The sequence below is a fragment of the Pseudomonas sp. TH43 genome (genome assembly GCF_016650635.1).
Lineage (GTDB): Bacteria > Pseudomonadota > Gammaproteobacteria > Pseudomonadales > Pseudomonadaceae > Aquipseudomonas.
The window spans coordinates 197,149-223,634 of the sequence record NZ_JAEKFI010000001.1 but is presented as its reverse complement, the minus strand read 5'-3'; the positions used below and the strand labels follow the sequence as shown (position 1 = coordinate 223,634).

At 57.7% G+C, this 26,486-nt stretch carries 21 protein-coding genes; 13 read left to right on the top strand and 8 right to left on the bottom strand.

Annotated elements, in window-relative coordinates:
• Positions 1-19 precede the first annotated feature (19 nt).
• The 3 genes from JFT81_RS00895 to JFT81_RS00885 all read left to right on the top strand — a co-directional run bounded on the left by JFT81_RS00895 (position 20) and on the right by JFT81_RS00885 (position 3,704).
• Positions 20-1,636: an arylsulfatase gene (locus JFT81_RS00895; RefSeq protein ID WP_201225568.1), complete on the top strand. Its 1,617-nt coding sequence runs from the start codon at positions 20-22 to the stop codon at positions 1,634-1,636.
• Between the two features lie 79 nt (positions 1,637-1,715).
• Positions 1,716-2,984: an outer membrane protein transport protein gene (locus JFT81_RS00890; protein WP_201225566.1), complete on the top strand. Its 1,269-nt coding sequence runs from the start codon at positions 1,716-1,718 to the stop codon at positions 2,982-2,984.
• A gap of 45 nt (positions 2,985-3,029) precedes the next feature.
• Positions 3,030-3,704 carry a DUF3313 domain-containing protein gene (locus JFT81_RS00885; protein ID WP_201225564.1) on the top strand — a complete coding sequence of 225 codons (675 nt, stop codon included), beginning with the start codon at positions 3,030-3,032 and terminating at the stop codon, positions 3,702-3,704.
• A gap of 95 nt (positions 3,705-3,799) precedes the next feature.
• Here JFT81_RS00885 and JFT81_RS00880 read toward each other — a convergent pair whose 3' ends face one another.
• The 3 genes from JFT81_RS00880 to JFT81_RS00870 are packed head-to-tail and all read right to left on the bottom strand — an operon-like array spanning position 3,800 to position 7,095.
• A complete protein-coding gene (locus JFT81_RS00880; RefSeq protein WP_201203417.1) occupies positions 3,800-4,765 on the bottom strand; it encodes an HlyD family secretion protein in 966 nt (321 codons plus the stop codon).
• A gap of 4 nt (positions 4,766-4,769) precedes the next feature.
• Entirely contained in the window at positions 4,770-4,970 is a 201-nt protein-coding gene (locus JFT81_RS00875; protein ID WP_201203415.1) for a DUF1656 domain-containing protein, read from the bottom strand.
• The gene (locus tag JFT81_RS00870; RefSeq protein ID WP_201225562.1) at positions 4,960-7,095 is read right to left on the bottom strand and encodes an FUSC family protein; all 2,136 of its coding nucleotides are present in this window, start codon (positions 7,093-7,095) and stop codon (positions 4,960-4,962) included. The genes JFT81_RS00875 and JFT81_RS00870 overlap by 11 nt, the downstream gene beginning before the upstream one ends.
• A 172-nt stretch (positions 7,096-7,267) precedes the next feature.
• Here JFT81_RS00870 and JFT81_RS00865 point away from each other — a divergent pair, with 172 nt between their 5' ends.
• From JFT81_RS00865 to JFT81_RS00855, 3 genes are all read left to right on the top strand, one after another.
• Positions 7,268-8,323, top strand: a complete 1,056-nt coding sequence (locus tag JFT81_RS00865) for a tetratricopeptide repeat protein (RefSeq protein ID WP_201225560.1) — start codon at positions 7,268-7,270, stop codon at positions 8,321-8,323.
• A 231-nt stretch (positions 8,324-8,554) separates the two neighbouring features.
• Positions 8,555-10,057: an ATPase domain-containing protein gene (locus JFT81_RS00860; protein WP_201225558.1), complete on the top strand. Its 1,503-nt coding sequence runs from the start codon at positions 8,555-8,557 to the stop codon at positions 10,055-10,057.
• Positions 10,054-11,724 (top strand): ATP-binding protein, encoded by a 1,671-nt coding sequence (locus JFT81_RS00855; RefSeq protein ID WP_201225556.1) that lies wholly within the window; start codon positions 10,054-10,056, stop codon positions 11,722-11,724. Before JFT81_RS00860 ends, JFT81_RS00855 begins: the two co-directional genes overlap by 4 nt.
• 434 nt (positions 11,725-12,158) lie before the next feature.
• On the opposite strand, the gene JFT81_RS00850 is transcribed toward JFT81_RS00855, so the two are convergent.
• From JFT81_RS00850 to JFT81_RS00830, 5 genes are read right to left on the bottom strand one after another with little or no spacing between them, the layout of a single operon-like run.
• Positions 12,159-12,536, bottom strand: coding sequence for a response regulator (locus tag JFT81_RS00850; RefSeq protein WP_008079490.1), 378 nt, complete (start codon positions 12,534-12,536; stop codon positions 12,159-12,161).
• A 44-nt stretch (positions 12,537-12,580) separates the two neighbouring features.
• Complete coding sequence (locus JFT81_RS00845; RefSeq protein ID WP_201225554.1) at positions 12,581-13,795, bottom strand: hybrid sensor histidine kinase/response regulator; 1,215 nt, start codon at positions 13,793-13,795, stop codon at positions 12,581-12,583.
• Positions 13,789-14,382 (bottom strand): chemotaxis protein CheB, encoded by a 594-nt coding sequence (locus JFT81_RS00840; protein ID WP_201225552.1) that lies wholly within the window; start codon positions 14,380-14,382, stop codon positions 13,789-13,791. The genes JFT81_RS00845 and JFT81_RS00840 overlap by 7 nt, the downstream gene beginning before the upstream one ends.
• On the bottom strand, positions 14,379-15,212 hold the full coding sequence (locus JFT81_RS00835) for a protein-glutamate O-methyltransferase CheR (RefSeq protein ID WP_201225550.1): 834 nt from the start codon (positions 15,210-15,212) through the stop codon (positions 14,379-14,381). The genes JFT81_RS00840 and JFT81_RS00835 overlap by 4 nt, the downstream gene beginning before the upstream one ends.
• Positions 15,212-18,703, bottom strand: a complete 3,492-nt coding sequence (locus JFT81_RS00830) for a response regulator (protein WP_201225548.1) — start codon at positions 18,701-18,703, stop codon at positions 15,212-15,214. Before JFT81_RS00830 ends, JFT81_RS00835 begins: the two co-directional genes overlap by 1 nt.
• A 263-nt stretch (positions 18,704-18,966) precedes the next feature.
• Here JFT81_RS00830 and JFT81_RS00825 point away from each other — a divergent pair, with 263 nt between their 5' ends.
• From JFT81_RS00825 to JFT81_RS00795, 7 genes are all read left to right on the top strand, one after another.
• Positions 18,967-19,326, top strand: a complete 360-nt coding sequence (locus JFT81_RS00825) for a response regulator (protein WP_201225546.1) — start codon at positions 18,967-18,969, stop codon at positions 19,324-19,326.
• A gap of 177 nt (positions 19,327-19,503) precedes the next feature.
• The gene (locus JFT81_RS00820; RefSeq protein ID WP_201225544.1) at positions 19,504-20,799 is read left to right on the top strand and encodes a glycosyltransferase; all 1,296 of its coding nucleotides are present in this window, start codon (positions 19,504-19,506) and stop codon (positions 20,797-20,799) included.
• Positions 20,800-20,925: 126 nt separating this feature from the next.
• Positions 20,926-21,786, top strand: coding sequence for a phospholipase (locus JFT81_RS00815; RefSeq protein WP_201225542.1), 861 nt, complete (start codon positions 20,926-20,928; stop codon positions 21,784-21,786).
• 201 nt (positions 21,787-21,987) lie between these two features.
• On the top strand, positions 21,988-22,869 hold the full coding sequence (locus tag JFT81_RS00810; RefSeq protein WP_201225540.1) for a phospholipase: 882 nt from the start codon (positions 21,988-21,990) through the stop codon (positions 22,867-22,869).
• Positions 22,870-22,945: 76 nt separating this feature from the next.
• Complete coding sequence (locus JFT81_RS00805) at positions 22,946-23,851, top strand: AraC family transcriptional regulator (RefSeq protein ID WP_201225538.1); 906 nt, start codon at positions 22,946-22,948, stop codon at positions 23,849-23,851.
• Positions 23,852-24,090: 239 nt separating this feature from the next.
• Complete coding sequence (locus JFT81_RS00800; protein WP_201225536.1) at positions 24,091-25,401, top strand: sugar ABC transporter substrate-binding protein; 1,311 nt, start codon at positions 24,091-24,093, stop codon at positions 25,399-25,401.
• A gap of 154 nt (positions 25,402-25,555) precedes the next feature.
• On the top strand, positions 25,556-26,482 hold the full coding sequence (locus JFT81_RS00795) for a sugar ABC transporter permease (RefSeq protein WP_201225534.1): 927 nt from the start codon (positions 25,556-25,558) through the stop codon (positions 26,480-26,482).
• The last annotated feature ends 4 nt before the right edge of the window (positions 26,483-26,486 follow it).

Genomic DNA, 26,486 nt, shown 5'->3' with positions numbered 1-26,486 from the left:
AAGTTCACTGGATCTCGACATGAACCGGACACGACTATTTCCTCTATTTGCAGCTTCAATGCTGTTGTCTGCAATGGTATCTCCCGGCATGGCGCAAGCCGCCGACAAAGCGGCTCCCAACATCGTGGTCATCATGGGCGACGACGTTGGTTGGTCCAATATCGGCGTCTATAACCAAGGCATGATGGCTGGTCGCACACCCAACCTCGACCAATTGGCCGCGCAAGGCATGCGCTTCACTGATTACTACGCCGAGGCCAGTTGCACCGCCGGCCGAGCCAATTTCATTACCGGAGAGTTGCCCATCCGCACGGGCATGACCACCGTCGGCCAGGCCGGCTCGCCCATTGGTATTCCCGCCGAGGCCGTGACCATCGCCACCACATTGAAAGCCATGGGTTACGCCACCGGCCAATTCGGCAAGAACCACCTCGGCGACTTGAACGAGTTCCTGCCCACGGTGCACGGCTTCGATGAGTTTTTCGGCTATCTCTACCACCTCGATGCCATGGAAGATCCGGCGCATCCCAATTACCCCAAAGAGCTTCTGGATACAGTCGGGCCGCGCAACATGGTGCACAGCTGGGCCACCGCGACCGATGATCCAACGGTCATGCCGCGTTGGGGCAAGGTCGGCAAACAGAAAATCGAAGACGCCGGCACGCTTTATCCAGAGCGGATGAAAACCGTCGACGACGAGATTCGTGACAAGGCCTTCACCTTTATCGACAAGGCCAAACAGGACAACAAACCGTTTTTTCTCTGGCTCAATCCAACACGCATGCACATCGTCACGCACCTGTCCGACAAGTACGAAGCCATGCGCAATTCGCAGAATGGCTGGTCGGAACAGGAAGCCGGCATGGCACAACTCGACGACATCGTCGGCGACGTGCTGGCCAAGCTGAAGAAAGACGGCATGGATGACAACACCATCGTGGTGTTCACCACCGACAACGGTGCGGAAAACTTCACTTGGCCGGACGGCGGCACCACTCCATTCGCCATGGGTAAAGGCACGGTGATGGAGGGTGGTTTCCGGGTGCCGGCGATCATTCGCTGGCCGGGGCAAGTGCCGCCGAACAGTGTGTCGAACGGCATCATGTCGGGCATGGACTGGTTCCCGACGTTTGTTGCCGCGGCCGGTAATCCAAACATTGGCGCCGAGCTGCTCAAAGGTAAACAACTGGGTGATACCACCTACAAGGTGCATCTCGACGGCTATGACCAGACGCCGATGATCACCGGCAAAGGCCCGTCGAACCGCCATGAAATCTTCTACTTCGGTGAGAGCACCCTGGGCGCAATACGTATCGACGACTTCAAGTATCGCTTCATCGATCAACCTGGCGGTTGGCTGGGTGCCAAGGTTGCGCTGGACATGCCGATACTGACCAACCTGCGCCTGGACCCGTTCGAGCGTATGGGTTGGCCGGAGAATCAGTCGGCCAGTGGCTCACTGGAATACTTCCAGTGGTTCAAGTTCCAGTTCTGGCGCTTCGTGTTTGTTCAGGATCAGGTGGTGAAACTGGCGCAGACGGCAATTGAATACCCGCCGATGCAAAAAGGCGCGAGCTTCAACCTCGATGCGGTCAAGGCCAAGATCGAAGCCGCTCGGGCAGCCATGGCCAAGTAACCGCAGCATGGGCGGGGGTGGTTGAAGTCAGCCGACCCGCCCTTTCGCTGCAGGTTTTTTGAGGTAAAGGGGAATTCATATGCCTGTCAACATGCGCACCCTGCCCGCTTTTACCCTGGCCACCCTTTGCTGCCAGCCCGTTTGGGCGGGCGGCATCATTCTCTATGAAGTTGGCAGCGACAATGCCGGGCTGGCCAACGCCGGCGCTGCCGCCCGCGCCCAAGGGCCGTCGACAATAGCGAGCAACCCGGCCGGCCTCAGTTATCTGCCGGGCACGCAGATCACCGGCGGTTTGCAGGTGCTTTACGGCAACCTGACGTTTGACCGCGACGCCGAAACCAACGGAACAGGCAGAGGCAGCGGCAACGCCCTCGACCCGATCCCGGGCGGCAGTTTTTTTATCAGCCATCAATTGGATGATCACTGGAGTGTCGGTTTCGGCTCCTATGGCGATTTCGGATTGGCAGCCAATTACAACAACGATTGGTCCGGGCGTTACTTCGCGCAGAACGTCAGCCTTGCCGGGCTCTCGCTGGTGCCCAGCGTGGCCTATCGGTTCAACGAGCAATGGTCGGTGGGCCTGGGCGTCAAAGCCATGTACGGGATGCTGCAAGATCAGGCCGCCATTGATCGCTCTCCGCTGGGCCTGACCGATCGTAGCGACGGCTATTTCAAATACGAGGACACCACCTGGGGCTACGGGGCAAACCTCGGCGTGATCTACGCCCCACAAGTCGGCACGCGAATCGGTCTGGCCTACACCAGCAAGGTCGATCTGGATTTTGAAGATCACCTGAATGTTCATGGCAATGGCCCGGCGTTGCGACGGCTTGACGGCCTCAACACCCAACTCGACATGCAAGTACCGCAAACCGTGACATTGAGCCTGTTTCAGCAACTCGATCCGCAGTGGGCATTGCTGGCATCGGCCAACTGGCAGGACTGGTCCGAGTTCGGCGACGTGGCAGTGCAGGTCGATACCACGGCGGCGGGTGCGCAATCGACTACGGTCAATGCGCATTACAAGGACACCTGGCAACTGGCCCTCGGCGCGCAGTATCAGGCCACGCCGGTCCTGTTATGGAACGTCGGCGTCGCTTACGACAGCAGTGCAGTCTCCGACAGCAACCGCACGTTCACCGCCCCCATGGGCGAGTCCTGGCGCCTGGCGACCGGGGCTACTTACGCGTTGAACAAAGACACCGACATTAACGTCAGCTGGGCTTTGGTCTGGCTGGGCGACATGCCGGTGGATCAAAGCAAATCGACGTCGGGCACCCGAACTTCCGGTCAGTTCGACAACGCCTGGATTCAAGCGCTGACCGGCAACATGACCTGGCGTTTCTGAACGCTACTGAAAGGCCAATCACCCCCCCAAGGAGTACACAGCACTATGAGCCTGTCCCGGAAATTGTTCGTCAGCACCGCGCTTGCCAGCCTGCTGTTGTGTGGTTGTACGTCCAAAGTCACCGAGCGCGCGCAGTACTCGGGCTTCCTGCCCAACTACAACAACCTGCAGGAAGTGACCACCACCAGTGGCGAAAAAGCCATGCGCTGGGTCAGCCCGTCCTGGAATCCGAATGCCTACGACACCGTGGTGTTCGACAAACTGCAGTTGTACCCGGCGCCGCAGCCAAACGAACGGGTCAACCGCCAGACGCTCAGCGAACTTCAGGTCTACATGACCCAACAAGCCGTGGGCGTCCTCAACCAGAAATATCGGGTGGTGACGAATACGCAGTTCGTCCCAAAAGGCTCAAGAACCCTGATCCTGCGGGCAGCGATCACCGGGGTGAATGCCGAAAACGAGGGCATGAAGTGGTATGAAGTGATCCCGGTCGCGGCGGTGGTGGGCGGCGTTTCCGCCGCAACCGGACATCGCGATCAAGATACAACGCTGTTCATCGAGGCCGAGTTGATCGACACCCAATACAACCAGACCGTGGCCAAAGTGGTGCGCAAAGTCTTCGGCGGCACTCTGGAGAATGCCAGCCAGAAAATTACCGCCAATGACTTCAAGGCTGCGATCGGCAAGCTGACCAGCGACCTGCAGGCCTTTATCCGGTAATCGCAAAGGTTGAGCGCAGGATGGCCAAGCACCTTGGTTTGGCGAAATTGAATGAGACCCTATGTGGGCGCGAGCTGGCTCGCGCCCACATAGGATCAGTGTTGATCCCCGGATTTCTTGTCTTCCAACACGGTAACGGTCGCTGTCGTCCCGGCGCGCAAGCGGTTTTTGCCAGCATAGTCAGTATCGATATCAATGCGCACCGGCACCCGCTGCGCCAGTTTTACCCAGGTGTAACTCGGGTTGATATTGGCCAGTAGCCGACTGCCCGGCGCGTTTTCGCGGTCGGCGATGGCGAAAGCAATGCTCTGCACCGTCCCGCCGAAGGTTTCTCCGCTCATCAATTGAATCCGCACCCGATCCCCCTCCTCGATGCGCGGCAGTTTGGTTTCTTCAAAATAACCGCTGATGTAGAACGAATCGCTGTCGACCAGCGCCAATAAGGCTCCGCCGCTCACGGCGTAATCGCCCTCGCGTGTCAGCAGGTTGGTCACGTAGCCGCTGACCGGTGATTCGACTCGGGTACGCTGCAAATCCAGCTCGGCCTGGGTCTGCGCGGCAATCGCCAATTGCACGTTGGCTTCGGCCAGCCCCAGATTCGCCTGATTGCGCAGCAAATCGGCCTGCGCCACCGCCACATCGGTGCTGGATTTCTCCCATTCTTCGCCTGAAATCGCAAAGCCCTGTTTGAGCGTACGGCGACGACGCTCTTCGCTTTGGCGTTGTTTGAGCAACGCTTCGCTGGCCACGATGGCAGCTTGCGACTGCCCCAAGGTTGCCTTGGCCACTTCAACCGAACGCCGCGCATGCTCGACGGCCAACGTGTAGCGCGCCGGGTCGATCTCCATCAACAATTGGCCTTTGTCGACATGCTGGTTGTCTTGCACCGCGAGGCTGATGATGCGTCCAGACACATCGGCCGACAGCGTCACCACATCCGCCCTCACCCGGGCATCGCGGGTCCACGGCGCGCGGGTGTAGTGCTCCCAGGCAAACCAGCCGAGCACAATGGCGAGAATCACCACCGCCAGCGTCATCAATCGAGCGAATAACACTTTCAAGGCATCAGGCTCCCATCAGCAAAATCAGTGCGGCACAGACGCAGGCATACAAGGCACCTTCGAACAGGGCTTCATGCCAGACCAGCCGCAGCACACCCAGCCGCCGCAACAACCAGTCGAGCACAAGAAATATCGGTATCGCCAGCAACAAGGCCTGGGCAATCGGCGGCAGATAAACGCCACCCACCTCGAAATCAATGGGCAAGGGCTGGCTCTCCCTGTGGTGTTGCGCGTTGTAGATCGTCGCCGTGGCGTTCCAGGAATGACACGACAATCAGCAAGGCTACGCGCATACGAAACACCGACCATAAATGCTCGTGAGTGGCGACATGCAGCGCGTCCAGTTCATCGCCCAATGCATGCAAGGCGTCCAGCAACGGCGCCAGTTGCACCTCCGGGCGCCCCGCAACAAAGCGTCCGGTCTTGCGCAGTGCCTTGGACAACCGTTGACTGAACGCATCCGTGAGCAACTGATTGTTGTGTGCCTGCTGCCGCAATTGATGCATCGCCACACCCAGCGCGACACAGGCGAGACTGATTTCATACAGTTGCTGCATCGCCCGATCATTCACTGCGGGCAGCAGGCCCAGCATGCTGGTCAGGCGATCCACCATGCGGCTTTCAAAGGCAAACTGTTGCTCATCGGTTGCAGGCGTTTTGGTCAGCTCATACACCTGTTCGCGAGCCTCTTTATATAAACGCCGAATTCGCCACGCCGGACGAAACGGAAAGATCCACGCATAAACGATCAGGGCAAGCATCGCTGCGCTGACATAGGCACCGGCGAACTCGAACCATTGAATCGCAGTGTTCTGCCCGGTACCGATATTCTGCGGGCCGAGCATCAGAAAGCTCGACAAACCAAGGCCCATGCCGATCCCTGCCGTCGCCGGGCTCGCCAGACCGACTGCAATCACATAAAGCAAGGGGGCGAGCAGCAAGGCCAGCCATTCGAAATCATTGACGGCCGGTACCAGCATGAATTGATAAACCGCCGACACCAGCAGTGCCAACCCCAGCCCGCGAGCGTAACTCTGCGCGGCCATTAACGGTCGCGGAAACGTCGCCATCAACGAACAGAGGATACCCACCAGAATCATCCCGCCGCGCGCGCCGTCCCAGGCAGTTTCTATCCAGATCAGCCCCGCCACCAACAGCGCGGTAAAGGCGCGGATCGCGTTCATCGATGCCAAAGTGAAGTCCAGATGCAAAGGACTGGCCTGACCACGGTAGAGGCAACTGGCCTCGCGCCCTTCCTGAATGGCATCGCTCAGTTCAAGGATCTGCTCCAGTTGTTGTAACAACCTCGCCTGTTCCCAACGCAACGCCCAGGCCAGGGAGCGCAACGTGGCACTCATGTCTTCAGTCAGTTGTTCGGCCTTGTAGGCCAGCGCCTCGAACTCATGCTGCAGAGTGACAAAGCCGTGGCGGGTGTCGGCAGACAAAGAACGGCCCTGCTCTGCCAATTGGTCGAGAAATGCCAGCTCTTCAGCGCGCAGTTGCTGGACCTCCAATGGCAAGTCGCCCTCCCAACGCTCGGTGAGCAGCTGCCGCTGGTGACGCAATGCGGTCAACCTCGAGGTCAGTAACATCAACTGATTACCCAACAGCAGCACCAGATTATTGGCACTGCGCAAGCGCGGCGCATCGAAATACAGATGACGGCGCAGCCCCTCGAGCGCTCTGATCTCGCCAAGCAATTGCATTTGTCGACGCTGGAAATCGGCCTCGCTCTCTTCCGTGCGGATTACTGCTGCGGCATGACGGGCGACCAGTTTGATCACCTGATCGACCTTGGCAAAGTAACCCTTGGCCACCGCTTCGGGCCGCGCCGTCAGCAGGCTGACCACACAGACGCAAGCCACTGCCAGCAACGTTTCGGTCACACGCGTGACGGCCAGCAGAAAGGTGCCGTCCTGATCCGGAATCGCCAGCAACGCTACCACCACAGCGGTGTAACCACTGAGCACGAACGCCTGTGAGCTGGTATAGCGCAGCAACGTCCCGCCCGCCGTGCACAGCGCCAGCCACAACGCCAGGGTGGTGATGAATGGCAACGGCGCCTGCGGGAAAATCGCCATGATCACTACTGCCACCGCAGCACCGAGGGTGGTACCGATCACCTGACCAAAACTGCGCGCCAGGGCCATGCCGGCCAACGGTTGGCTGACGATGACCACCGCCATGATCGACCACTTGGGCTGGTCGAGATCAAACAGAAACGCCAGATACAGGGTCAACAACCCAGCGACGATGGTGCGCAAGGCAAACAGCAACACCGCCTGACCGGGATGGATCACCGCTTTGAAATAAATGAACAGGGCTTGCATGGGCATACTCGTCAAAGCAACTCCTGCAAGCGTAGACACTGCATCGCAAGCCTGACGGGTTACGAAGTCGACGCGACTTGTAGGGCGATTCGCAGGCAATGGGTTTGACTCAAGGCGCGAGCTGACCGAAGCTTGCCGTTCTGCTCAAGTACGCCTGCTTTCGGAACCCTGCATGCATCAGTCCCGCCGCTACTTGCTTATCAGCCTTGGCCTGATACTCGTCATCCTCGTCGCCTGGCTGTCGCTGCGCACCAGCGCTCCTGTGGTGCCCGAAGCGATCAAGCATGGTTACAGCGAGGCGTTGGCTGCCGCTCGTGCCGGCCAGCCTGGCGCGGCGCGTCAGTTGTATCAACAATTGGGGCGTCCGGATCTGTCGGTCAAGCGCCGCGTCTGGCTGCATGCCGAGTTGCCCAACTACCCGAGCCCGCAGGCGCTGAAGCTGGCTGACGCCGACCTGCAGAACGAGGCCCCGGAAGTGCGTCTGGCGGCGATCAAGAGTGTGGTTGGCCTCGTGCCCGGCGGCCAACGCAGTCTGTTGCTCGGGCCGTTGCTCGATGATGAGGATCAAGCCGTACGTTTCGCCGCCATTAACGCCCTGCTTGGCCTGACGCCGGATGAGTTAGGTTTGTATTTCGGCCCATTGCAGCAAGGCATCGATGCCTGGGAACAGGTGCTCAAAGGCCAGCCACCAAGCGCTGAAACCTACGCGCAACTGGCGCGCCTGCATTTGCACAATGCCGAACTGAAACAGGCCCAGGACGCACTGGAAAACACCCTGCGATTGGCGCCGGGTAACTTGTCGGCGCTGGTCATGCAGATCGATGTGCTCGATCGTCTGGGCCAGAGCGATGCCGCCCGCCAATTACTCGCCCAACAGCTGAAGGCGCAACCCGATTCGGCCTATCTGCAACACGCCCTGGGCCTTTGGCTGTTGCACCACGGTCAACGCGAATACGCGCTGCTCGGATTGTCGAAAGCGGTCGAACTGGAGCCGGACAACAAGGATTATCGCTACGACCTCGCCACCACACTGCATGGCGCCGAAGAACTGGAAGCAGCGCAGAAACAACTACAGGAAATCGTCCAGCGCCACCCCGCTGACCGCAAGGCACGGGTGCTGCTGATCAATTACTGGAAAGAAAGCGGGCAGTTGCAGAATGTGCAGATCCTGTTGGCGCAACTTGAGCAAATGAATCCAGACGACCCGGCCCTGCAACAAGGCCTCTGACCTGTGGCGAGGGGATTTATCCCCGTCGGCCTGCGTAGCAGGCCCCATAAGAGGCCGGAGCATGTTTCGCCGAATCCCCCCCCCAAGAAACCCTGCTCACATTGATTTTGTGCGTCCCTTCGACACATCCCGCAAGAAAATGTGGAACTGCCATCACGCCCGCAGGTCAAGTAATCAGGCCGTCTGTTTCAGTCAGCCGCCTCGATTCCCCTAGTCATGAGAGGGCATTTTTTGTCTACATCTAACGAGTTGATCAGTGCGAAAGCCGCTACCGGTGTTGTCGGTCTGGACGACATCCTTGCCGGTGGCTTGTCTCGCGGTCATGTTTTTCTGCTGGAGGGTGAGCCCGGAACCGGCAAAACCACGGTCGCTTTGCATTTTCTGATGGCCGGCGCGCGAGCCGGCGAACGCTCGTTGTACATCACGCTGTCGGAAACCGAACGTGAATTGCGCCAAGGCGCGCTTTCCCATGGCTGGGAGCTGGGTGACAACATCGAAATCTTCGAGTTGACCCCACCAGAGAGCCTGCTCAACGCCGAGCATCAGCAGAGTCTTTTGTATTCATCCGACCTGGAACTGGGCGAAGCGACCAAACAGATCTTCGAAGTGGTCGAACGTTTCAAACCCACACGCGTGGTCCTCGATAGCCTCTCCGAAATCCGCCTGCTGGCGCAAAGTTCTCTGCGTTATCGCCGACAGATCCTGGCGATCAAGCACTACTTTGTGCGCTATGACGCCACGGTACTGCTACTCGATGACCTCACCACCGAATCCCTCGATAAAACCGTGCACAGCGTAGCGCACGGGGTCATTCGCCTTGAGGAGTTGACGCCCAACTACGGTGCCGAGCGACGTCGTGTGCGGGTGGTCAAATATCGTGGGCAGAAATACCGCGGTGGTTTCCATGACTTCACCATCATGGGCGACGGCGTGCACGTGTTCCCGAGGCTGGTGGCCGCAGAGCATCGCGGCGATTATTCACGTCTGCAATTGACCAGTGGCATCAAAGAAATGGATGCACTGCTCGGTGGCGGCATCGAAACCGGTTCGAGCACGCTGATTCTCGGCCCTGCAGGCACCGGCAAATCGTTGATTTCGATGATTTTCGCGGCTTCAGCGGTTGCCCGTGGTGAAAAAGCCGCGCTGTTCATCTTCGATGAGGAATTGGGCCTGCTGTTCGAACGCATGAAAAACATCGGTATCGACCTCAAGGCCTTGCAGGCCACCGGCAACCTGCTGATCGAGCAAGTAGACGCTGCAGAGTTGTCGCCCGGCGAGTTCTCCCACCGCGTGCGCCGCTGCGTCGATGAGGGCGACATCAAAACCGTCGTCATCGACAGCATCAACGGTTATCAGGCAGCGATGCCCGAGGAAAACGCGCTGGTACTGCACATGCACGAATTGTTGCTGTACCTCAACCGCAAAGGCGCAGCGACGTTCATGACCGTTGCCCAACATGGTCTGGTCGGCGATATGCAGGCTCCCGTGGACATCACTTATCTGGCCGACACGGTGATCCTGTTGCGCTACTTCGAAGCCCTCGGCAAAGTCCGCCGGGCGATTTCCATCATCAAAAAACGCACCGGCAGCCACGAGTCGACGATTCGTGAATATCGTATTTCGGCTCAAGGCATGACCATCGGTGAACCGCTGGAGGCTTTCCAGGGCGTACTGCGCGGTGTTCCAACTTATATGGGGGCAAGTAATCCGTTGCTTCAGGAAGGCAGACCGTGACGGTTTCCGTGCCACTGGCCGAGAGGGCGCTGATTCTCGCGCCCCTGGGCCGCGACAGTCAGATTGCGTTGATGATCCTCAACGAGGCCGGCTACAACGGCCTCGTCACCGCCGGACTTGGCGCGTTGTGCTCAGAGCTTGAACGCGGGGCAGGCTTGCTGCTGATCGCCGCTGAAGCGTTGGGTGGCCCGGAGCTGGAAGCACTGCTCCAGTATCTGGAGCAACAGCCCGCATGGTCAGATATGCCGATAGTGCTGTTGACACATCATGGCGGTCAGGAACAAGGCCCCTCCTCTCAACTGAGTAAACTGCTGGGTAACGTGACGTTCCTTGAGCGGCCATTTCACCCAACGACGCTGGTCAGCCTGGTCTCCGCTGCCCTGCGCGGACGACGACGACAGTACGACGCCCGCGATCGGCTGATCGACCTGAGTGAAAGTGAACGGCGCCTGCAGTCAACGCTGGAAACCCTCGAGCAACAGGTCGAGGAGCGCACCGCGCAGCTGCGACATAATGAAGAGGCCTTGCGACAGTCGCAGAAAATGGAAGCGGTCGGCCAGCTCACCGGCGGCATCGCCCATGACTTCAACAATATGCTCACCGGCATCATTGGCAGTCTTGAGCTGTTGCGCCGGCGCCTGGCGCGCGGGCGCACGGAAGATCTGGACAGCCTGATCGATCTGGGCGTGACCTCGGCCAACCGCGCCGCCGGCCTGACGCACCGTCTGTTGGCGTTTTCCCGACGCCAGTCACTCGATTCCAAAGCCGTGCAGATGAACACCCTGGTGCTGTCGATGGGCGAACTGCTGCAACGCAGTCTCAACGAAAGCATTCAGTTGGACATGCGCTTGGACGACAAGCTTTGGGTCGCCGAAGCGGATCCCAATCAGTTGGAAAGTGCCCTGCTCAACCTCGTCCTGAATGCCCGCGACGCGATGCCTGACGGCGGCAAACTGGTGGTGGAAACCAGCAATCAGGTGTTGCAGCACGATTTCACCGAGGCCTACAGCAATCTGAAACCCGGCGAATACGTGATGTTGAGCGTCACGGACAACGGCAGCGGCATGCCAGAAAGTGTGATCAACCGCGCGTTTGATCCGTTTTTCACCACCAAACCGATCGGCCAGGGCACCGGGCTCGGCCTGTCGATGATTTACGGGTTCAGCAAGCAATCACACGGGCACGTGTCGATCGACAGCGAAATCGACCAGGGCACCACGGTCAAACTGTATCTTCCACGCTTTCGCGGCGAGGAGCTTGAGCGCCCTGACACCGATGTCCAGCAAGCCCCGGACGCACTGGACGGCGAAACCGTGCTGATCGTCGAAGACGACCCGGCGGTGCGTGTGCTGGTCAGCGCAGTGCTCAGTGAGTTGGGTTACGCGTATGTGGAGGCCAGTGACGCCGATGGTGCCGTGCCGATTCTGAACTCGGCACAACGTATCGATCTGCTGATCAGCGATGTCGGCTTGCCGGGCATGAATGGCCGGCAATTGGCAGAGGTCGGACGCCAGTATCGACCCGGCCTGAAAGTGCTGTTCATTACCGGTTATGCCGAACATGCCGCCGTGCGTGGCGGTTTTCTGGACTCCGGGATGCAGATGATCACCAAGCCGTTCACCTTTGACCTGTTGACCGCCAAGGTGCGGGAGATGATTCGTGGTTGACATGCCACACCGCCGCTCATTCCGGGCGGCTTGCATGTAAAGCGCTTGGCCCGCAACCATATGCAGATTTTTTAGGTGCGATAGCTGTCAACTTTGACAGCTATACAGTCGCTCTGATCAAGGTTCGACTCTCCGCTGAAGAACACTTGGTCCTTATAAGAAGTCGATGTTGTCCGGGCAGAACAGCGGACAGATCTTCTACCCAATTTTCGACAACCCCGGCATGTAGTGCAGTTGCCCCATCGACTGCTGGAGTCAGCGACGCTGACGTATCAGCGTGCGAGGGACACCCGTACTGTCCGACAGAAAGCCGACGCGTGACCCTGTCAGCCAGCATGTCGGCGGAGATGACCTTTACCTTTAACGCCGCAAATCAAGGCAAATAACTGCGAAAGAACCGCGGAGGCCGTGAAAGCGTCAGACAAAGGAGACCTTCAGGCTAGTAGCTCCTGGATCTTTTCCTGCAGAACGTCCAGGTCGAATGGCTTTTCCAGAATCGGTGCCCGGCGCGTGATCGGGCTACCGGTCTCGCGGATCTCCTGCGGGTAACCGCTGATGAAGATCACCTTGAGGTCTGGTCGCAGCTTCACGGCAGGCTCGGCGATCTGCACGCCGGAAATGCCGCCAGGCAGGCGAAAGTCGGTAATCAACATGTCCAGATGCGGTTTACTCGCGAGGATCTCGAACGCCTGCTCGCCGTTTTCGGCCTGCAGCACGCGATACCCCTGCCCTGACAAGTAATCGGTCAGGATCATCAAGATAACCGGTTCGTCCTCGACGACGAGTACTACATCTTGTGCATCTACGCTCATGGGAAGCCTTTGTTCGGTCAATAGCTGCTGATACGACCGTGCGGTCACTCAGAGGTTGCGTCGGATCTGCCGTTTTCCTGAATTGGCAGACAAACGCGAAACAGGGCGCCCTCGTTGATTTCACTCTCGACGACGATTGAGCCGCCATGGGCGGCGACGATCTGCTCGGAAATGAACAGACCCAGCCCGAGCCCGGCCACTACCGTCTTGGCGGAAACCCGTTCGAACTGTTGGAAAATACGCTTCTGGTTCTCGGGGCTGATACCGATGCCTCGATCCTGCACTTCGACCCGAGCTTCATTGCCTTGGCGATAGACACGCACCTGGACCGGGCTGCGACCGCCATAACGCAGGGCGTTGGTAATCAGATTCGAGACGACCTGTTCGATGCGGAACTCATCCCAATGGCCTTCTACCGGATCACTCGCGGTAAACGTCACTTCAGTCTCCGCCGCCTCGATCTGCTGCGCGAAGTTCTGCAGCAGATTGCTGACCAATTGCACCAGATCGAAACGGTTCGGCCGGATCGACAGCTTGCCGGTGCGAATGCGCGACACGTCGAGCATGTCTTCGATCAGACGGATCAGGCTTTTGATCTGCCGCTCATCACGATCGACCATCGCATGCATCTTGTCGAGGGTGAACGCTGCGGCGTTGTCTCGCGCCAGGTGCATCTTGCGCAACTGGGTCTCGAGTATCAGGCCATTGAGCGGCGTTCGCACTTCGTGAGCGACGATTGACATGAAGTCGTCACGCATCCGCACAGCCTGCTCCAACTCCAGTTGCGTGCTTTGCAACTGCTGCAGCAACGCCTCCTGCTCACGGCGAGCCTGCTCCAGCGCTTCGACCTGTTGCTTCATGGCCTTGCTCTGGCGGTACAGGTCGACGAAGACATTGACCTTGCTCTTCACCGCGTGGATATCCAGCGGTTTGTGCAGGAAGTCCACCGCCCCGCTCTCGTAGCCCTTGAACGCGTAGTTCAGTTCACGGCCGGCGGCGCTGACGAAAATGATCGGGATGTTCTTGGTTTTCTCGGTGCCGCGCATCAACTCGGCGAGTTCAAAGCCGTTCATGCCTGGCATCTGTACGTCGAGGATGGCCATGGCGAACTCATGCTGGAGCAGCAGCGACAACGCTTCGTCCGCCGACAGCGCCTTGTAGACGGTGCGGTCTTCGCGTTTGATCAGCGCTTCAAGCGCCAGCAGGTTTTCCGGCAGATCGTCGACGATCAGCAGTTTGGCTTGGATATTACTCAACATGCGATTCGTTCCAGCTCGACAAGCAGACGGCCGATGCCGTGAATGGGTAGGACATGATCCGGCTGCTGAATGTTCAATGCAGCCTGAGGCATGGTGGCGACTTGCGCCTCTTGCGGGTCCTGGACGATGGTCAGTCCGCCCCGGCGTTTGACTTCAGCCAGGCCGCGCGCACCGTCATGATTGGCGCCAGTCAGCAGCACAGCAGCCAGCGCCGGGCCGTAGGCGTCAGCGGCCGACTCGAACAAGTAATCGATCGAGGGCCGGGAATAATGCACACGGTCTTCAAGACTCAAAGACAGGCTGCGGTCGTGTTCCACTGACAGGTGATAACCCGGTGTGGCGAAATACACCGTGCCGCCGACAATGTCCTGTTTGTCGACGGCCTCATGCACCGGCATATCCAGACGCCGGGAGAACACTTCAGCCAATTGGCTGCGGCGCTCTTCGGGCAGGTGCAGGACGACAATGATCGGCAGAACGAAGCCCGCGCGCAGCGGCGCGAGCAGCGTCAGCAACGCTTCCACGCCACCGGCGGAAGCGCCGACCACAATCGCCTCGACGCGAGGCAAATCGAAATCCTCGTTCATTTTTTACGGTAGATCCGTTCTTGTTTAACCAAGGGTTCGAACTGACCGGCGTAGTTGGAAAAGTCCAGCGTCTCCTTACTGCCAAGTACCAGGAAACCGCGATGGCACAGCGATTCATGGAACAGCCCGAACGCCCGATCCTGCAGTTTCTTGTTGAAATAGATCAACACGTTGCGGCAGGAAATCAATTGCGTTTCGGAGAACACGCTATCGGTCGCCAGGCTGTGATCGGCGAACGTCACGTTGTCGCACAGGCTCTTGTCGAAGATCGCATAGCCATACGCTGCCGTGTAGTAGTCGGCAAAGGAACACTGGCCACCCGCCTGCTGGTAATTTGCAGTGTAGGCACGGACGTTCTCCATCGAGAAAATGCCCTGCTTGGCCTTGTCCAGCGACCGCGGATTGATGTCGGTCGCGTAAATGATCGTGCGATCAAGCAGGCCCTCCTCGCGCAGCAGGATGGCCATCGAATACACCTCCTCGCCCGTGCTGCAACCGGCGATCCAGATTTTGATCGACGGGTACGTGCGCAACAACGGCACCACTTCCTTGCGTATCGCCAGAAAGTGCGAGGGATCGCGAAACATCTCACTGACCGGGATCGTCAGCAATTGCAGGAGCTGCATGAACGCGGTCGGGTCGTGCAGGACTTTTTCCTGCAGGGCCGAAATAGTCGCGCATTCGAACTGATTCAACGCGTGCTGCACGCGGCGCTTGATCGAAGCGCCGGAGTAGTCGCGAAAATCGTAGCTGTACTTGAGGTAAATAGCCTCGATCAACAGCCGTAATTCGATTTCGCTGTTTCGTTCCGCTGGAGTGCTGCGTTCCACTAAATACGTTCCATCTTCGGTAACCACACGCGAATCAGCGAGAACAGGCGATCCAGGTCAATGGGCTTGGCCAGGTAATCGTTGGCGCCAGCCTGCAGACAGCGCTCCTGATCGTCCTTCATGGCCTTGGCCGTCACCGCGATGATCGGCAATTTGCGCCAGCGCGGATCCTTGCGGATTTCAATGGTGGCTTCGAAACCATCCATTTCCGGCATCATCACGTCCATCAGCACCAGATCGATGTCCTCGACTTCATTCAACTTTTCAATCGCCTCACGACCATTACGGCCGATCACCACGACTGCGCCTTTGTGTTCCAGCGCACTGGTCAGCGCGAAAATGTTGCGCACATCATCGTCGACCAGCAACACCTTGCGACCCTCGAAGACTTTGTCGCGGCTGCGCGCAGTCTTGAGCATCTTCTGCCGTTCATGGGACAACTGCGATTCGACTTTGTGCAGAAAGAGTGTGACCTCGTCCAGCAAGCGCTCCGGCGAGCGTGCACCTTTGATGATGATCGAGCGCGAATATTTACGCAGATCGGCTTCCTCATCGCGGGTCAGGTTACGCCCGGTATAGACGATGACCGGCGGGAACGAGCAGATGTCTTCGGTGGACATGCGCTTGAGCAGATCGTTGCCGAGCATGTCCGGCAACTTGAGGTCGATGACCATGCAATCGTAGATTGTCGTGCGTAGCAGCTCCAAAGCGTCCTGGGCGAGGCCAACAGCGGTGATCTCAATGTCTTCGTCGCCAATCAGGCGCGCGATACTTTCGCGTTGCAGATCGTCATCTTCAACCAGCAGGACACGTTTGACCTTCTGCGTCAGTTTGGCTTCCAGGCGAGCGAATACATCCTTGAGCTCTTCGCGGGTGGTCGGTTTGACGGCATAGCCAATGGCACCCATGTGCATCGCCGCTTCGACCCGGTCCTCGACCGAAATCACGTGTACCGGTATGTGGCGAGTTTCCGCGTGCTCCTTCAGACGTTGCAGCACGGTGAGGCCGGAGTGATCCGGCAGGCGCATGTCCAGCAGGATCGCGTCCGGCAGGAATTCGCGAGCGAGGTCATAACCTTCGTCGGCACCGTGGGCCACCAGGCATTGGTAACCCAGTTCGTGGGCCAGGTCATACAGGATATGGGCGAAATTCGGCTCGTCTTCCACCACCAGAATGCAGCGTGTGACGAACGGAGCCTTGTCGCGGTCATCGGCAAAGCGCGGAATGTGCACCGGCGCCATCGGCGAAACAGCAGGCACCACGGGTGCCGGAGCGCTTGGCGCTGGCGGCGTGAAGGTCAACGGTGCGCTCACGACTTCGCCATCTTCACTGTATTGCTGCGGCAGCAACAAGGTGAACACGCTGCCCTGCCCCGGCGTACTGCTGACGCTGATCGAGCCGCCGAGCAAAGTCGCCAGATCGCGGGAAATCGACAGACCGAGTCCGGTGCCGCCGTATTTGCGGTTGGTCGTACCGTCGGCCTGGCGGAAGGCTTCGAAAATGCTTTCCTGCTGATCGGCTGCGATGCCGATGCCCGAGTCACGCACGATGAATGCAATCTGCTCGTTTGGCTGACCGGCGATGGTCAGGCTGACGGTGCCTTTCTCGGTGAATTTGACGGCGTTGGACAGCAGGTTTTTGATTACCTGTTCCAGACGCTGACGGTCGGTGAACAGCGTGGCCGGCGTACCCGGCTGCAAGTCGACGTTGAAGGTCAGCTTTTTATCAGCCGCCAGTGGCTCGAACACACCGCGCAGGCCATCGGCAAGACGGGCGACGCTGGTGTTCTCCGGAATCACTTCAAGTTTGCCCGCCTCGACTTTGGAGATGTCGAGAATGTCGTTGATCAGGTTCAGCAGATCGTTGCCGGCCGAGTAGATCGACTCGGCAAACTTGACCTGTTCGGCACTGAGGTTGTCCTGCGGGTTTTCTGCGAGCAACTTGGCCAGTATCAGCGAACTGTTCAGCGGCGTGCGCAGTTCGTGGGACATGTTGGCGAGGAACTCGGACTTGTACTTACTGGAACGCTGCAGCTCTTCGGCGCGCTCTTCCAGTTGCACTTGCGCCTGATTGAGTTCGGTGTTTTTCAGGTCCATCGCGTCGCGCTGTTCGGCCAGGGTTTGTGCCTGTTCGGCCAGTTGCTCGTTGGTCTGCTCCAGTTCGACTTGCTGGGTTTCCAGATGCGCCTGGGACTCTTTGAGAATCCGCGACTGTTCTTCCAGCTCTTCGTTGGCGGTTTTCAGTTCTTCCTGCTGCACCTGCAACTCTTCGTTGAGCTGCTGGGTTTCGGCGAGCACTTCCTGCAAGCGCTGACGATAGCGCGCCGCTTCGATGGACGTGCCGATGTTGCCGGCGATCAGCTCCAGCAACTCAATATCGCGATCATTGAGTGGACGCAGGAAGCCCAGTTCGATCACACCGTTGACCCGCTCGTCATCACTCGTCGGCACTACCAGCACACTGTGCGGCAGCCCTTCGCCGAGGCCGGAGCTGACTTTGAAGTAATCGGAGGGCACCGAGTCCAGGCGAATCAACCGTGCCTGCTGGGCGACTTGGCCGACAATGCCTTCACCGCTATAGATAGATTGATCCTGTTCTTCCTGTTCGCGGGAGAAGCCGTAGGTCGCCACACGTTTGAGACCGCCGTGCTCTTCACGCACATAGATCGCCGCCACGGCAGTGCCGAGGTACTGTGCGCAGAACTGCAGAATATTGCGGCCCAACAGATTAAGGGTGAGTTGCCCCAGCACCTGCTCGGCGAGTTCGGTCTGGCCGTTACGTAGCCACGCCTGCTGTTCGAGACGCACCGCGCTGGCCTGTTGTGCCGCCAGCGTGGCGCCATAGCTGGCGGAAAGATTGACCAGATCGCGTCGCCCGATATACGCCAGCAGACCGCTGATGCCCGCCACGAACAGCAAATACAGGGTAATGCTCCAGATCGTGGTGCGGCGCACTTCTTCGTTGCGCGTGGTGCGCAACTGCTGCTCCATATCGATCACGTCTTCGAACTGCTTGCGAATTTCGTCGGTCAGGCGCTTGCCACGCCCGGCCTTCACCGCGCCACGGTAGTCACCGCTGCTGCGCTGCAAGTCGATCATCGACTGCGCGTATGTCGCCCACTCGGTCTGCAACGCCTGAAGACGGCGCAGGCGATCGGTCTGCACCGGGTTGTCGGCCGTCAGTTCGAGCAAGGTATTGAGCGCCACATTGATCCGCGGCTTGGCCGTTTCGTACGGATCAAGGAAATGCTCGTCACCGCTGAGCAGAAAACCGCGCATGCCGGTTTCCAGGTCAACGGTCAGTTTTACCGCTTCGTTGGCGTTATTGATCACCCGATCGGTGTGCTCGACCCATTGGATAACCGATAGCAGATACGTGATCAGCGATACGAAGAAGACGGCACTGAGTACACCAACACCCAGCGGCAGGCTGATGTTGCGACTGAGAATTTTGCGAAACCGTTGCTCATCAACCGAAGACGGAGAGGACATGAGGTAGCCTTGTCGAACTGTTGAAAACCCGAGAGTTTGCCCCAAAACAGTGACGCGGATCCATTTTTCTCACACATTTGGCCGCAAATTCCTACGCTCACCGGCGTGTTCGCGGCCCCGAACAGTTATCCTTGCCGCCCCGTCTGCAGCTATGCTTTTTTTGTTGCGAGCGGGGAACTTGTGGCACTGCGCCACTTACTGATGAAAGAGCCCGGCATTTTTGATCGACCGGCGACCCTGAACTGACTTTTGAGAGCCTGAATATGTCCGCCAACCCATCCACCATCCTGGTCGTAGAAGACGACGACATCGTGCGCATGCTGATTGTCGATGTGCTGGAGGAGTTGGAGTTCAAGGTGCTTGAAGCTGACGGCAGCGAACAGGCATTGGAAGAGCTTGAAGATCCGGATCAGCAAATCGATCTGATGATGACCGATGTCGGCCTGCCGGGCATGGACGGTCGTGAACTGGCGAATGAAGCGCGAAAACTGCGCCCCACCCTGCCAATTCTTTTTGCCAGTGGTTATGCCGAAAACATCGACGTCCCTGCTGACATGCACGTCATTGGCAAGCCGTTTTCGATTGATCAGTTACGCGACAAAGTAAAAAGCCTTATCAAGTAATACAACCTGTTATTGCGCCCCTTCAAACAATAAAGAAGGGGCAGCACTGCACGCCCCTTTATGCACGATGCCGGGCGGCGGTATTGAGGGATATTTCTGACAATCGGGCGCATACCTTACCCCTGTGGTTTAATTGCGCCCTTTTTTTCCCCTCGTCGCCGTGAAGGAATGTTGTCCATGATTCAACCCGCTGCTACCAAAGTCCTGGTCATCGGATACGTCTGGCCAGAGCCGCGCTCCTCAGCGGCGAGCGGGCACGTCATGCAAATCCTCGAAACATTCCTGCAACAAGGCTGGGACATTACCTTCAGCAGCCCGGCCGGCCCAGGCGAACACAAGGCGGATCTGGCGGAACTGGGCATCCGCGAAGTGCCGATCGAACTCAACAGCAGCAGTTTCGACACATTCATTCGCGAGCTGGCGCCGGACATTGTCTTGTTCGACCAGTTCATGATGGAAGAACAGTTCGGCTGGCGCGTCGAAGAACATTGTCCAACCGCGCTGCGCGTGCTGGAAACTTCAGACCTGCAAAGCCTGCGACATGCACGTCATCAACGCCTCAAGGACCGCCTGAAGGCCGACGCCAATGAGGACGACTTCAGCGAATTGTTTACCCGAGCGTTGCGCGAAGAGTTCGAGTTGATGGCGGATACCGATCTGGCCAAACGTGAAATTGCTGCGCTTTATCGGTGTGATCTGAACCTTATGATCTCCGAGGTAGAGATCGAACTGCTGCGTGAGCAGTTCGGCTTGCCGGCAGACTTGCTGCACTGGTGCCCGCTAATGATTGACCCGCCGACCGCGGCCCCACGCGCATTCGATGATCGTGAACATTTTCTGAGTATTGGCAACTTCCGCCACGCGCCTAACTGGGATGCAGTGCTCTGGATGAAGTCGACAGTCTGGCCGCTGATCCGCCAACAACTGCCAAAGGCACAGCTTCACCTTTATGGCGCTTACACCCCACCGAAAGCCACGGCACTGCACAATCCCGCGCAAGGTTTTCATGTCATGAACTGGGCTGAAGATGCTCTGCAAGTGATGTCTGCTGCCAAAGTGTGTCTGGCGCCGTTGCGTTTCGGCGCCGGGATCAAAGGCAAATTGATCGATGCCATGTTATGCGGTACGCCAAGCGTTACTACGCCGATTGGCGCAGAGGCGATGCAGGGTGACCATCCATGGCCTGGCGCAGTCTGCGTTTCGGCGCAGGCACTGGCCGACGAAGCCGTTCGGCTGTACTGCGACAAACTGCATTGGCAACAGGCGCAGTCGAAGGGACAAACATTGTTGATGGATCGATATAAACAATCCGAACATGGCTTGGCACTGATTGCCAAACTGCAACACTGCCGAAAGAACCTGACAACACTGCGAACAAATAACTTCACTGGCAGCATGTTGCGGCACCACCAGCACAAAAGCACTAAGTATATGTCGCAATGGATTGAAGCGAAGAACCTGAAACAGCAATAACCTACACAACTTGCATTAAGCCCTCGCTTGGCGTGCAACGCGCCAAGCGTTATAAACCAGTTATTACGCAACACCCCTCAACCACACCACTCTATATAACTGCAAAGCTGATGCAAGGACGCTTCAATGAGCAACAACAACCTGGATAATATAAACAGCAACTGGATGGCCAAAACCATGGGCATAGGCCGTCTGACCCTGAATGAACTAACGTTACCAGGCACACACAATTCAGGCTGTGACTGGCAGGCTTCCTATGCACTTGTTCCGGGAAAGCACTGGCTTGCCTGTCAGCATCAATCATTCTATAGCCAGCTGAATAATGGCTCGCGGGCGCTGGACGTACGCTTGTTATACGATGCCAGTGTTAAAGAGGAGCATGACCGGTTTCGCTTTCACCATAACGAATTTCTCTCTTCGCGCACGCTGGGAAATCTACTCACCGACCTCAATCGATTTCTTTATGAAAACCCTGATGAGTTCATCATTCTCGATTTCAAAAACCTGAAGAGCAACCAGGGCCCATTTGACTTCAAACTATTCCAGGAATTGATGCTGCGTTCTCTGCGCCACCGCATTATTCCCTCTCATAAAAAATACTTCACACTGAATGAAATCAAACAGTCGAGCCCACTACAAAGAGTGCTCGTTTGCGCCCCTGGGCACCGCGACCTGGACGCTGATCTGTTCAACGAAGAAGTACAGAGTAAATGGTCCGGCATCTCAACCACCAACATCGACGAACTGAAAGCGTTTATCACCACCGTATTGAAAACCCCGCCCAGCAAATGGAACACCTGGACCTTATCCGCAACGTGTTATAGCAGTGTGGGTGGCCCCACTGACATACACGACGAACTCGACGTCATGTTCGATCCACAGAAAAGCGATTGGGCGCGCAAATGCAACATCATCAATGTCGACTTTATCGAAGAGTCAAGGCTTGTTGACTTTTGTCGAGTCATCAACCTGTTAAAAGCACGCTGATCAAACCGCAAACAACCATGCTATTAAATCGCTATATTTGTGCGGATGTGTCAAACACTGGCGAACCTGCAATTGAGTTCTACGCTATTACATGAAAGCCGATGATCAACGGCGAACAACGGGTGTTGCGTCTTGCGATATCCGTTTCGATGAAATCACTTCGCACCACGGATGGGCGCGAAGATTACCAAAGGACTGGTCATGAATAGCATCGTTACAGGCGAACTGGATAAACGGACCTGGATGAGTAACGTATTGGACATCAGTCGGCTGAAACTGACCGATGTCATCTGGCCCGGCACGCATAACTGTGGCATGGACAAAAAAGCCCCCGACTACGATACCTTGCGCGGCAATTGGACAACCTGTCAGAACGACTCGTTTGCCTGGCAACTCGCCAATGGCGCCAGAGCCTTCGATATACGCCTGGGCTACACAGCTTCAGCGCAAAATCCGTCGTTCTATTTTCACCACAATGGCTATCAGTCCGGGCGCACGCTTGATGAACTGATCACGGCGGTCATTGCCTTCCTCGGACAGAACCGGGACGAATTCATCGTGCTCGACTTCCATGAGCTGGGCGATGCCGCGAAGCCGTTTGATTATCAACGTTTCAACGACTTGCTGATCGAACGTTTGGGCCCGTATCTCATACCCTCAGCGGAGGCGCACTTGACCGTAGGGGAACTTAAGCGTTTGAGCACCCAGCGTCGGGTGGTGGCGACCGCTGCTGCCAAACGCGAACTGGACGAGGATTACTTCTGGCCTTTCATTTGGCACAAGTGGAGCGGCAAACGGCTAAACGATACCAGCGGCGTGTACTCGTACATCAAGACAATCCTCGAAAGAGCCCCCTATCCACGGGCTCTGTGGTCACTTTCGGCCACCAGCTACTCGCTCGTGGGAGGCCCGCAACATATCAAAAACCAAATCAATGACTGGTTTCATACCACGCGCGATTGGGTGACCCGCTGCAGCATCATCAATATCGACTTTTTCGAGGAATCGGACATCGTCCGCTTGTGCTGGAGCGCTACGAGCATGAAGGCCGTTTACGGTGATGCGCTGCTGACAAGGGGCTGAGTCGCAAGATGCGGGTGGTAGAAGCCAGCGAGAAAGGGGCATGATTGGCCGGCGATAACAAAAAAAGCGCCCAGACATGACCCGTACAGCTCGCGTGACCGATCCTTCCTACGAGTTGATGGATGACCACAACGGGTTATCCATCATCTATCGCCAGCACGGTTTTCCTTGCCCGCTGGTTCGCTGGCATTTTCACAAGGAGTACGAACTGCACTTGATTGTCGCCAGCTCAGGCAAGGTGTTCATCGGCGACTACATCGGCAACTTCTACCCGGAGACGCTGTTTCTCACCGGCCCGAATTTGCCGCACAACTGGATCAGCCAGGTGGCCGAAGATGAAGTCGTGGAAAAACGCGACATGCTGGTCAATTTCACCGACGACTTGTTTGAAACCGGCCATCAGGTGTTCGCCGAGCTGAAAACCCTGGTGCCCTTGCTGGAACGCGCGCAATACGGCATCGAGTTTCGCTGCAAACGCACCATCCGCCAGGCCATGACGCTGATGCAGCGGATTGCCGACTCCAAGGGCGTCACCCGACTCGGGCACTTTTTTATCCTGATGGAGTTGCTCGCGGCGAGCGATGACTTTCAGTTGCTGTCCGGCGCCACCACGCCGCAACTGGCCGATGAACACAACATCGATCGCACCAACCGCGCGGTCGATTACATTTTCAGCCATTACGCTCGGGAAATAACGCTGGAAGAGGTCGCCGACCATCTGGGCATGAAACCCACGTATTTCAGCCGCGTGTTCAAACAGGCAACCGGGCGCAATTTCATCGAATTCGTCAACCGACTGCGCATCAGCAAATCCTGCGAGTTGCTGGCCGACGGTGACAAACCGGTGACCGAGGTGTGTTTCGAGTCGGGGTTCAACAACATTTCCAACTTCAATCGGCGTTTTCAGCAGTTGAAGGGCATGACGCCTTCGCATTATCGGCGGCTCGCGGTACAGCGGCTTACCGAGCAGAACCACGCTTAAATCAAGATCAAAAGATCGCAGCCGTTGGCACCTCCTGCACTGGTTGCGGCAGGAGCTGCCGACGGCTGCGATTTTTTGATTTTGGGCCAGTGCAAAAAAGTATCGGTTCAAGTGCTACGGATGATTTGTCAGTCCGGCAATTGAAGGCTGTAATCAGTGCACATTCTTCCTGCCTTCGGAAGACACAAAAACAATAACTGTCCTTCTGCCACCCGCTGGGTGCAGAAAAGGAGTGCACGATGCAACCCACTGCAAAAGCTCTGCTTGCCCTCACCTGCATGACCCTCAGCAGCGTCAGCCTTGGCGCCCAGACCCTGACCATCGCCACCGTCAACAACAGCGACATGATCCGCATGCAAAAGCTCTCGAAAACCTTCGAGACCGAGCATCCGGACATCAAGCTCAATTGGGTGGTACTGGAAGAAAACGTTCTGCGCCAACGCCTGACTACCGACATCGCCACCCAGGGTGGTCAGTTCGACGTGTTGACCATCGGCATGTACGAAGCGGCACTGTGGGGAGCCAAGGGCTGGCTTGAACCGATGAAGGACCTGCCGGCCAACTATGCCCTCGACGATGTATTCCCGTCAGTGCGTGAAGGGTTGTCGGTCAAGGGTTCGCTGTATGCCTTGCCGTTCTACGCGGAAAGCTCGATCACCTATTACCGCACCGATCTGTTCAAGGATGCCGGGCTGACCATGCCGGAGCGTCCAACCTGGGAACAGATCGCCGACTTCGCTGAAAAACTCACCAACAAAGACAAAGAGCAGTACGGCATCTGCTTGCGCGGCAAGGCTGGCTGGGGCGAGAACATGGCGCTGATCACCACCGTTGCCAATGCTTACGGCGCACGCTGGTTCGATGAGAAGTGGCAGCCGGAATTCACCGGCCCCGAGTGGAAAAACGCGCTGAACTTCTACGTCGACACCATGAAGAAATCCGGCCCACCGGGTGCCTCCAGCAACGGTTTCAATGAAAACCTTGCCCTGTTCAACAGCGGCAAATGCGCAATCTGGGTCGATGCCAGCGTTGCCGGGTCGTTTGTCACTGACAAGACCCAGAGCAAAGTCGCTGACCATGTCGGCTTCACGTTTGCCCCGCATCAGGTCACCGACAAAGGTTCGGCGTGGCTGTATTCATGGGCGCTGGCGATTCCGACCAGTTCCAAGGCCAAAGACGCCGCCAAAGAGTTCAGTGCCTGGGCGACATCCAAGGAGTACGGCGAACTGGTGGCCAAGACCGACGGCATCGCCAATGTGCCGCCTGGCACCCGCGCCTCGACCTACAGCGATGCCTACATGAGCGCCGCGCCGTTCGCCAAGGTAACGCTGGAGTCGCTGAAGGCTGCTGACCCGAGCAAACCGACACTGAAACCGGTGCCTTACATCGGCATTCAACTGGTGACCATTCCTGAATTCCAGGGCATTGGTACCCAGGTCGGCAAGTCGTTCTCGGCAGCGCTGATCGGCCAGACCACGGTCGATCAAGCCTTGACGGCGGCGCAGCAAACCACCGAGCGCGAAATGAAGCGCGCCGGTTACCCCAAGTAAACGCTGAACGACTTGCTCCTGCCTCCTATGGGAGCGAGCCTGCTCGCGAAGCATCGTGCCAGCCAATACACATGGCACTGATCCAGCGCTTTCGCGAGCAGGCTCGCTCCCACAAGGGATCTTCATAGGTCTGTATGACTCGGTTGTGATCGCCATGAATACTTCAACTACCAAAGCCCACCTCAACCTGTCGCAACCCCAGCGCAAGGTTCGCGTACGCAATCCCGGCTGGTTTCTGGTCAGCCCTTCGGTGGCCCTGTTGCTGCTGTGGATGATCGTGCCGCTGGGCATGACCATTTACTTTTCGATGATCCGCTACAACCTGCTCAACCCCGGCGAGAACGAGTTCGTCGGGCTGGAGAACTTCAGCTACTTCCTGACCGACTCCGGGTTTCTGCCCGGTGCCACCAACACCCTGCTGCTGGTCGGTAGCGTGTTGCTGATCAGCGTGGTGTTTGGGGTGCTCATCAGTGCCTTGCTGGAAGCGAGCGAATTTCTCGGTCGCGGCATCGTGCGGGTCATGCTGATTTCGCCGTTCTTCATCATGCCCACGGTCGGCGCGCTGATCTGGAAGAACCTGATTTTCCATCCGGTTTCCGGGATCCTCGCCTACGTCTGGAAGCTGTTCGGCGCGCAACCGGTGGATTGGCTGGCGCACTACCCGCTGCTGTCGATCATCATCATTGTCTCTTGGCAGTGGCTGCCCTTCGCGATCCTGATTCTGATGACCGCCATGCAGTCCCTCGACCAGGAACAGAAAGAAGCCGCGCGTCTCGACGGCGCCGGGCCTGTCGCTATTTTCTGGCACTTGACCCTGCCGCATCTGGCGCGCCCGATTGCCGTGGTGGTGATGATCGAAACGATCTTCCTGCTGTCGGTATTCGCCGAGATTTTCACCACCACCAACGGCGGCCCCGGCTACGCCTCGACCAACCTCGCCTACCTGATCTACAACCAGGCGCTGGTGCAGTTCGACGTCGGCATGGCTTCGGCGGGCGGCTTGATTGCCGTGGTCATTGCCAACATCGCGGCGATCATTCTGGTGCGGATGATCGGCAAAAACCTGACTGACAAAGCCTGAGGCC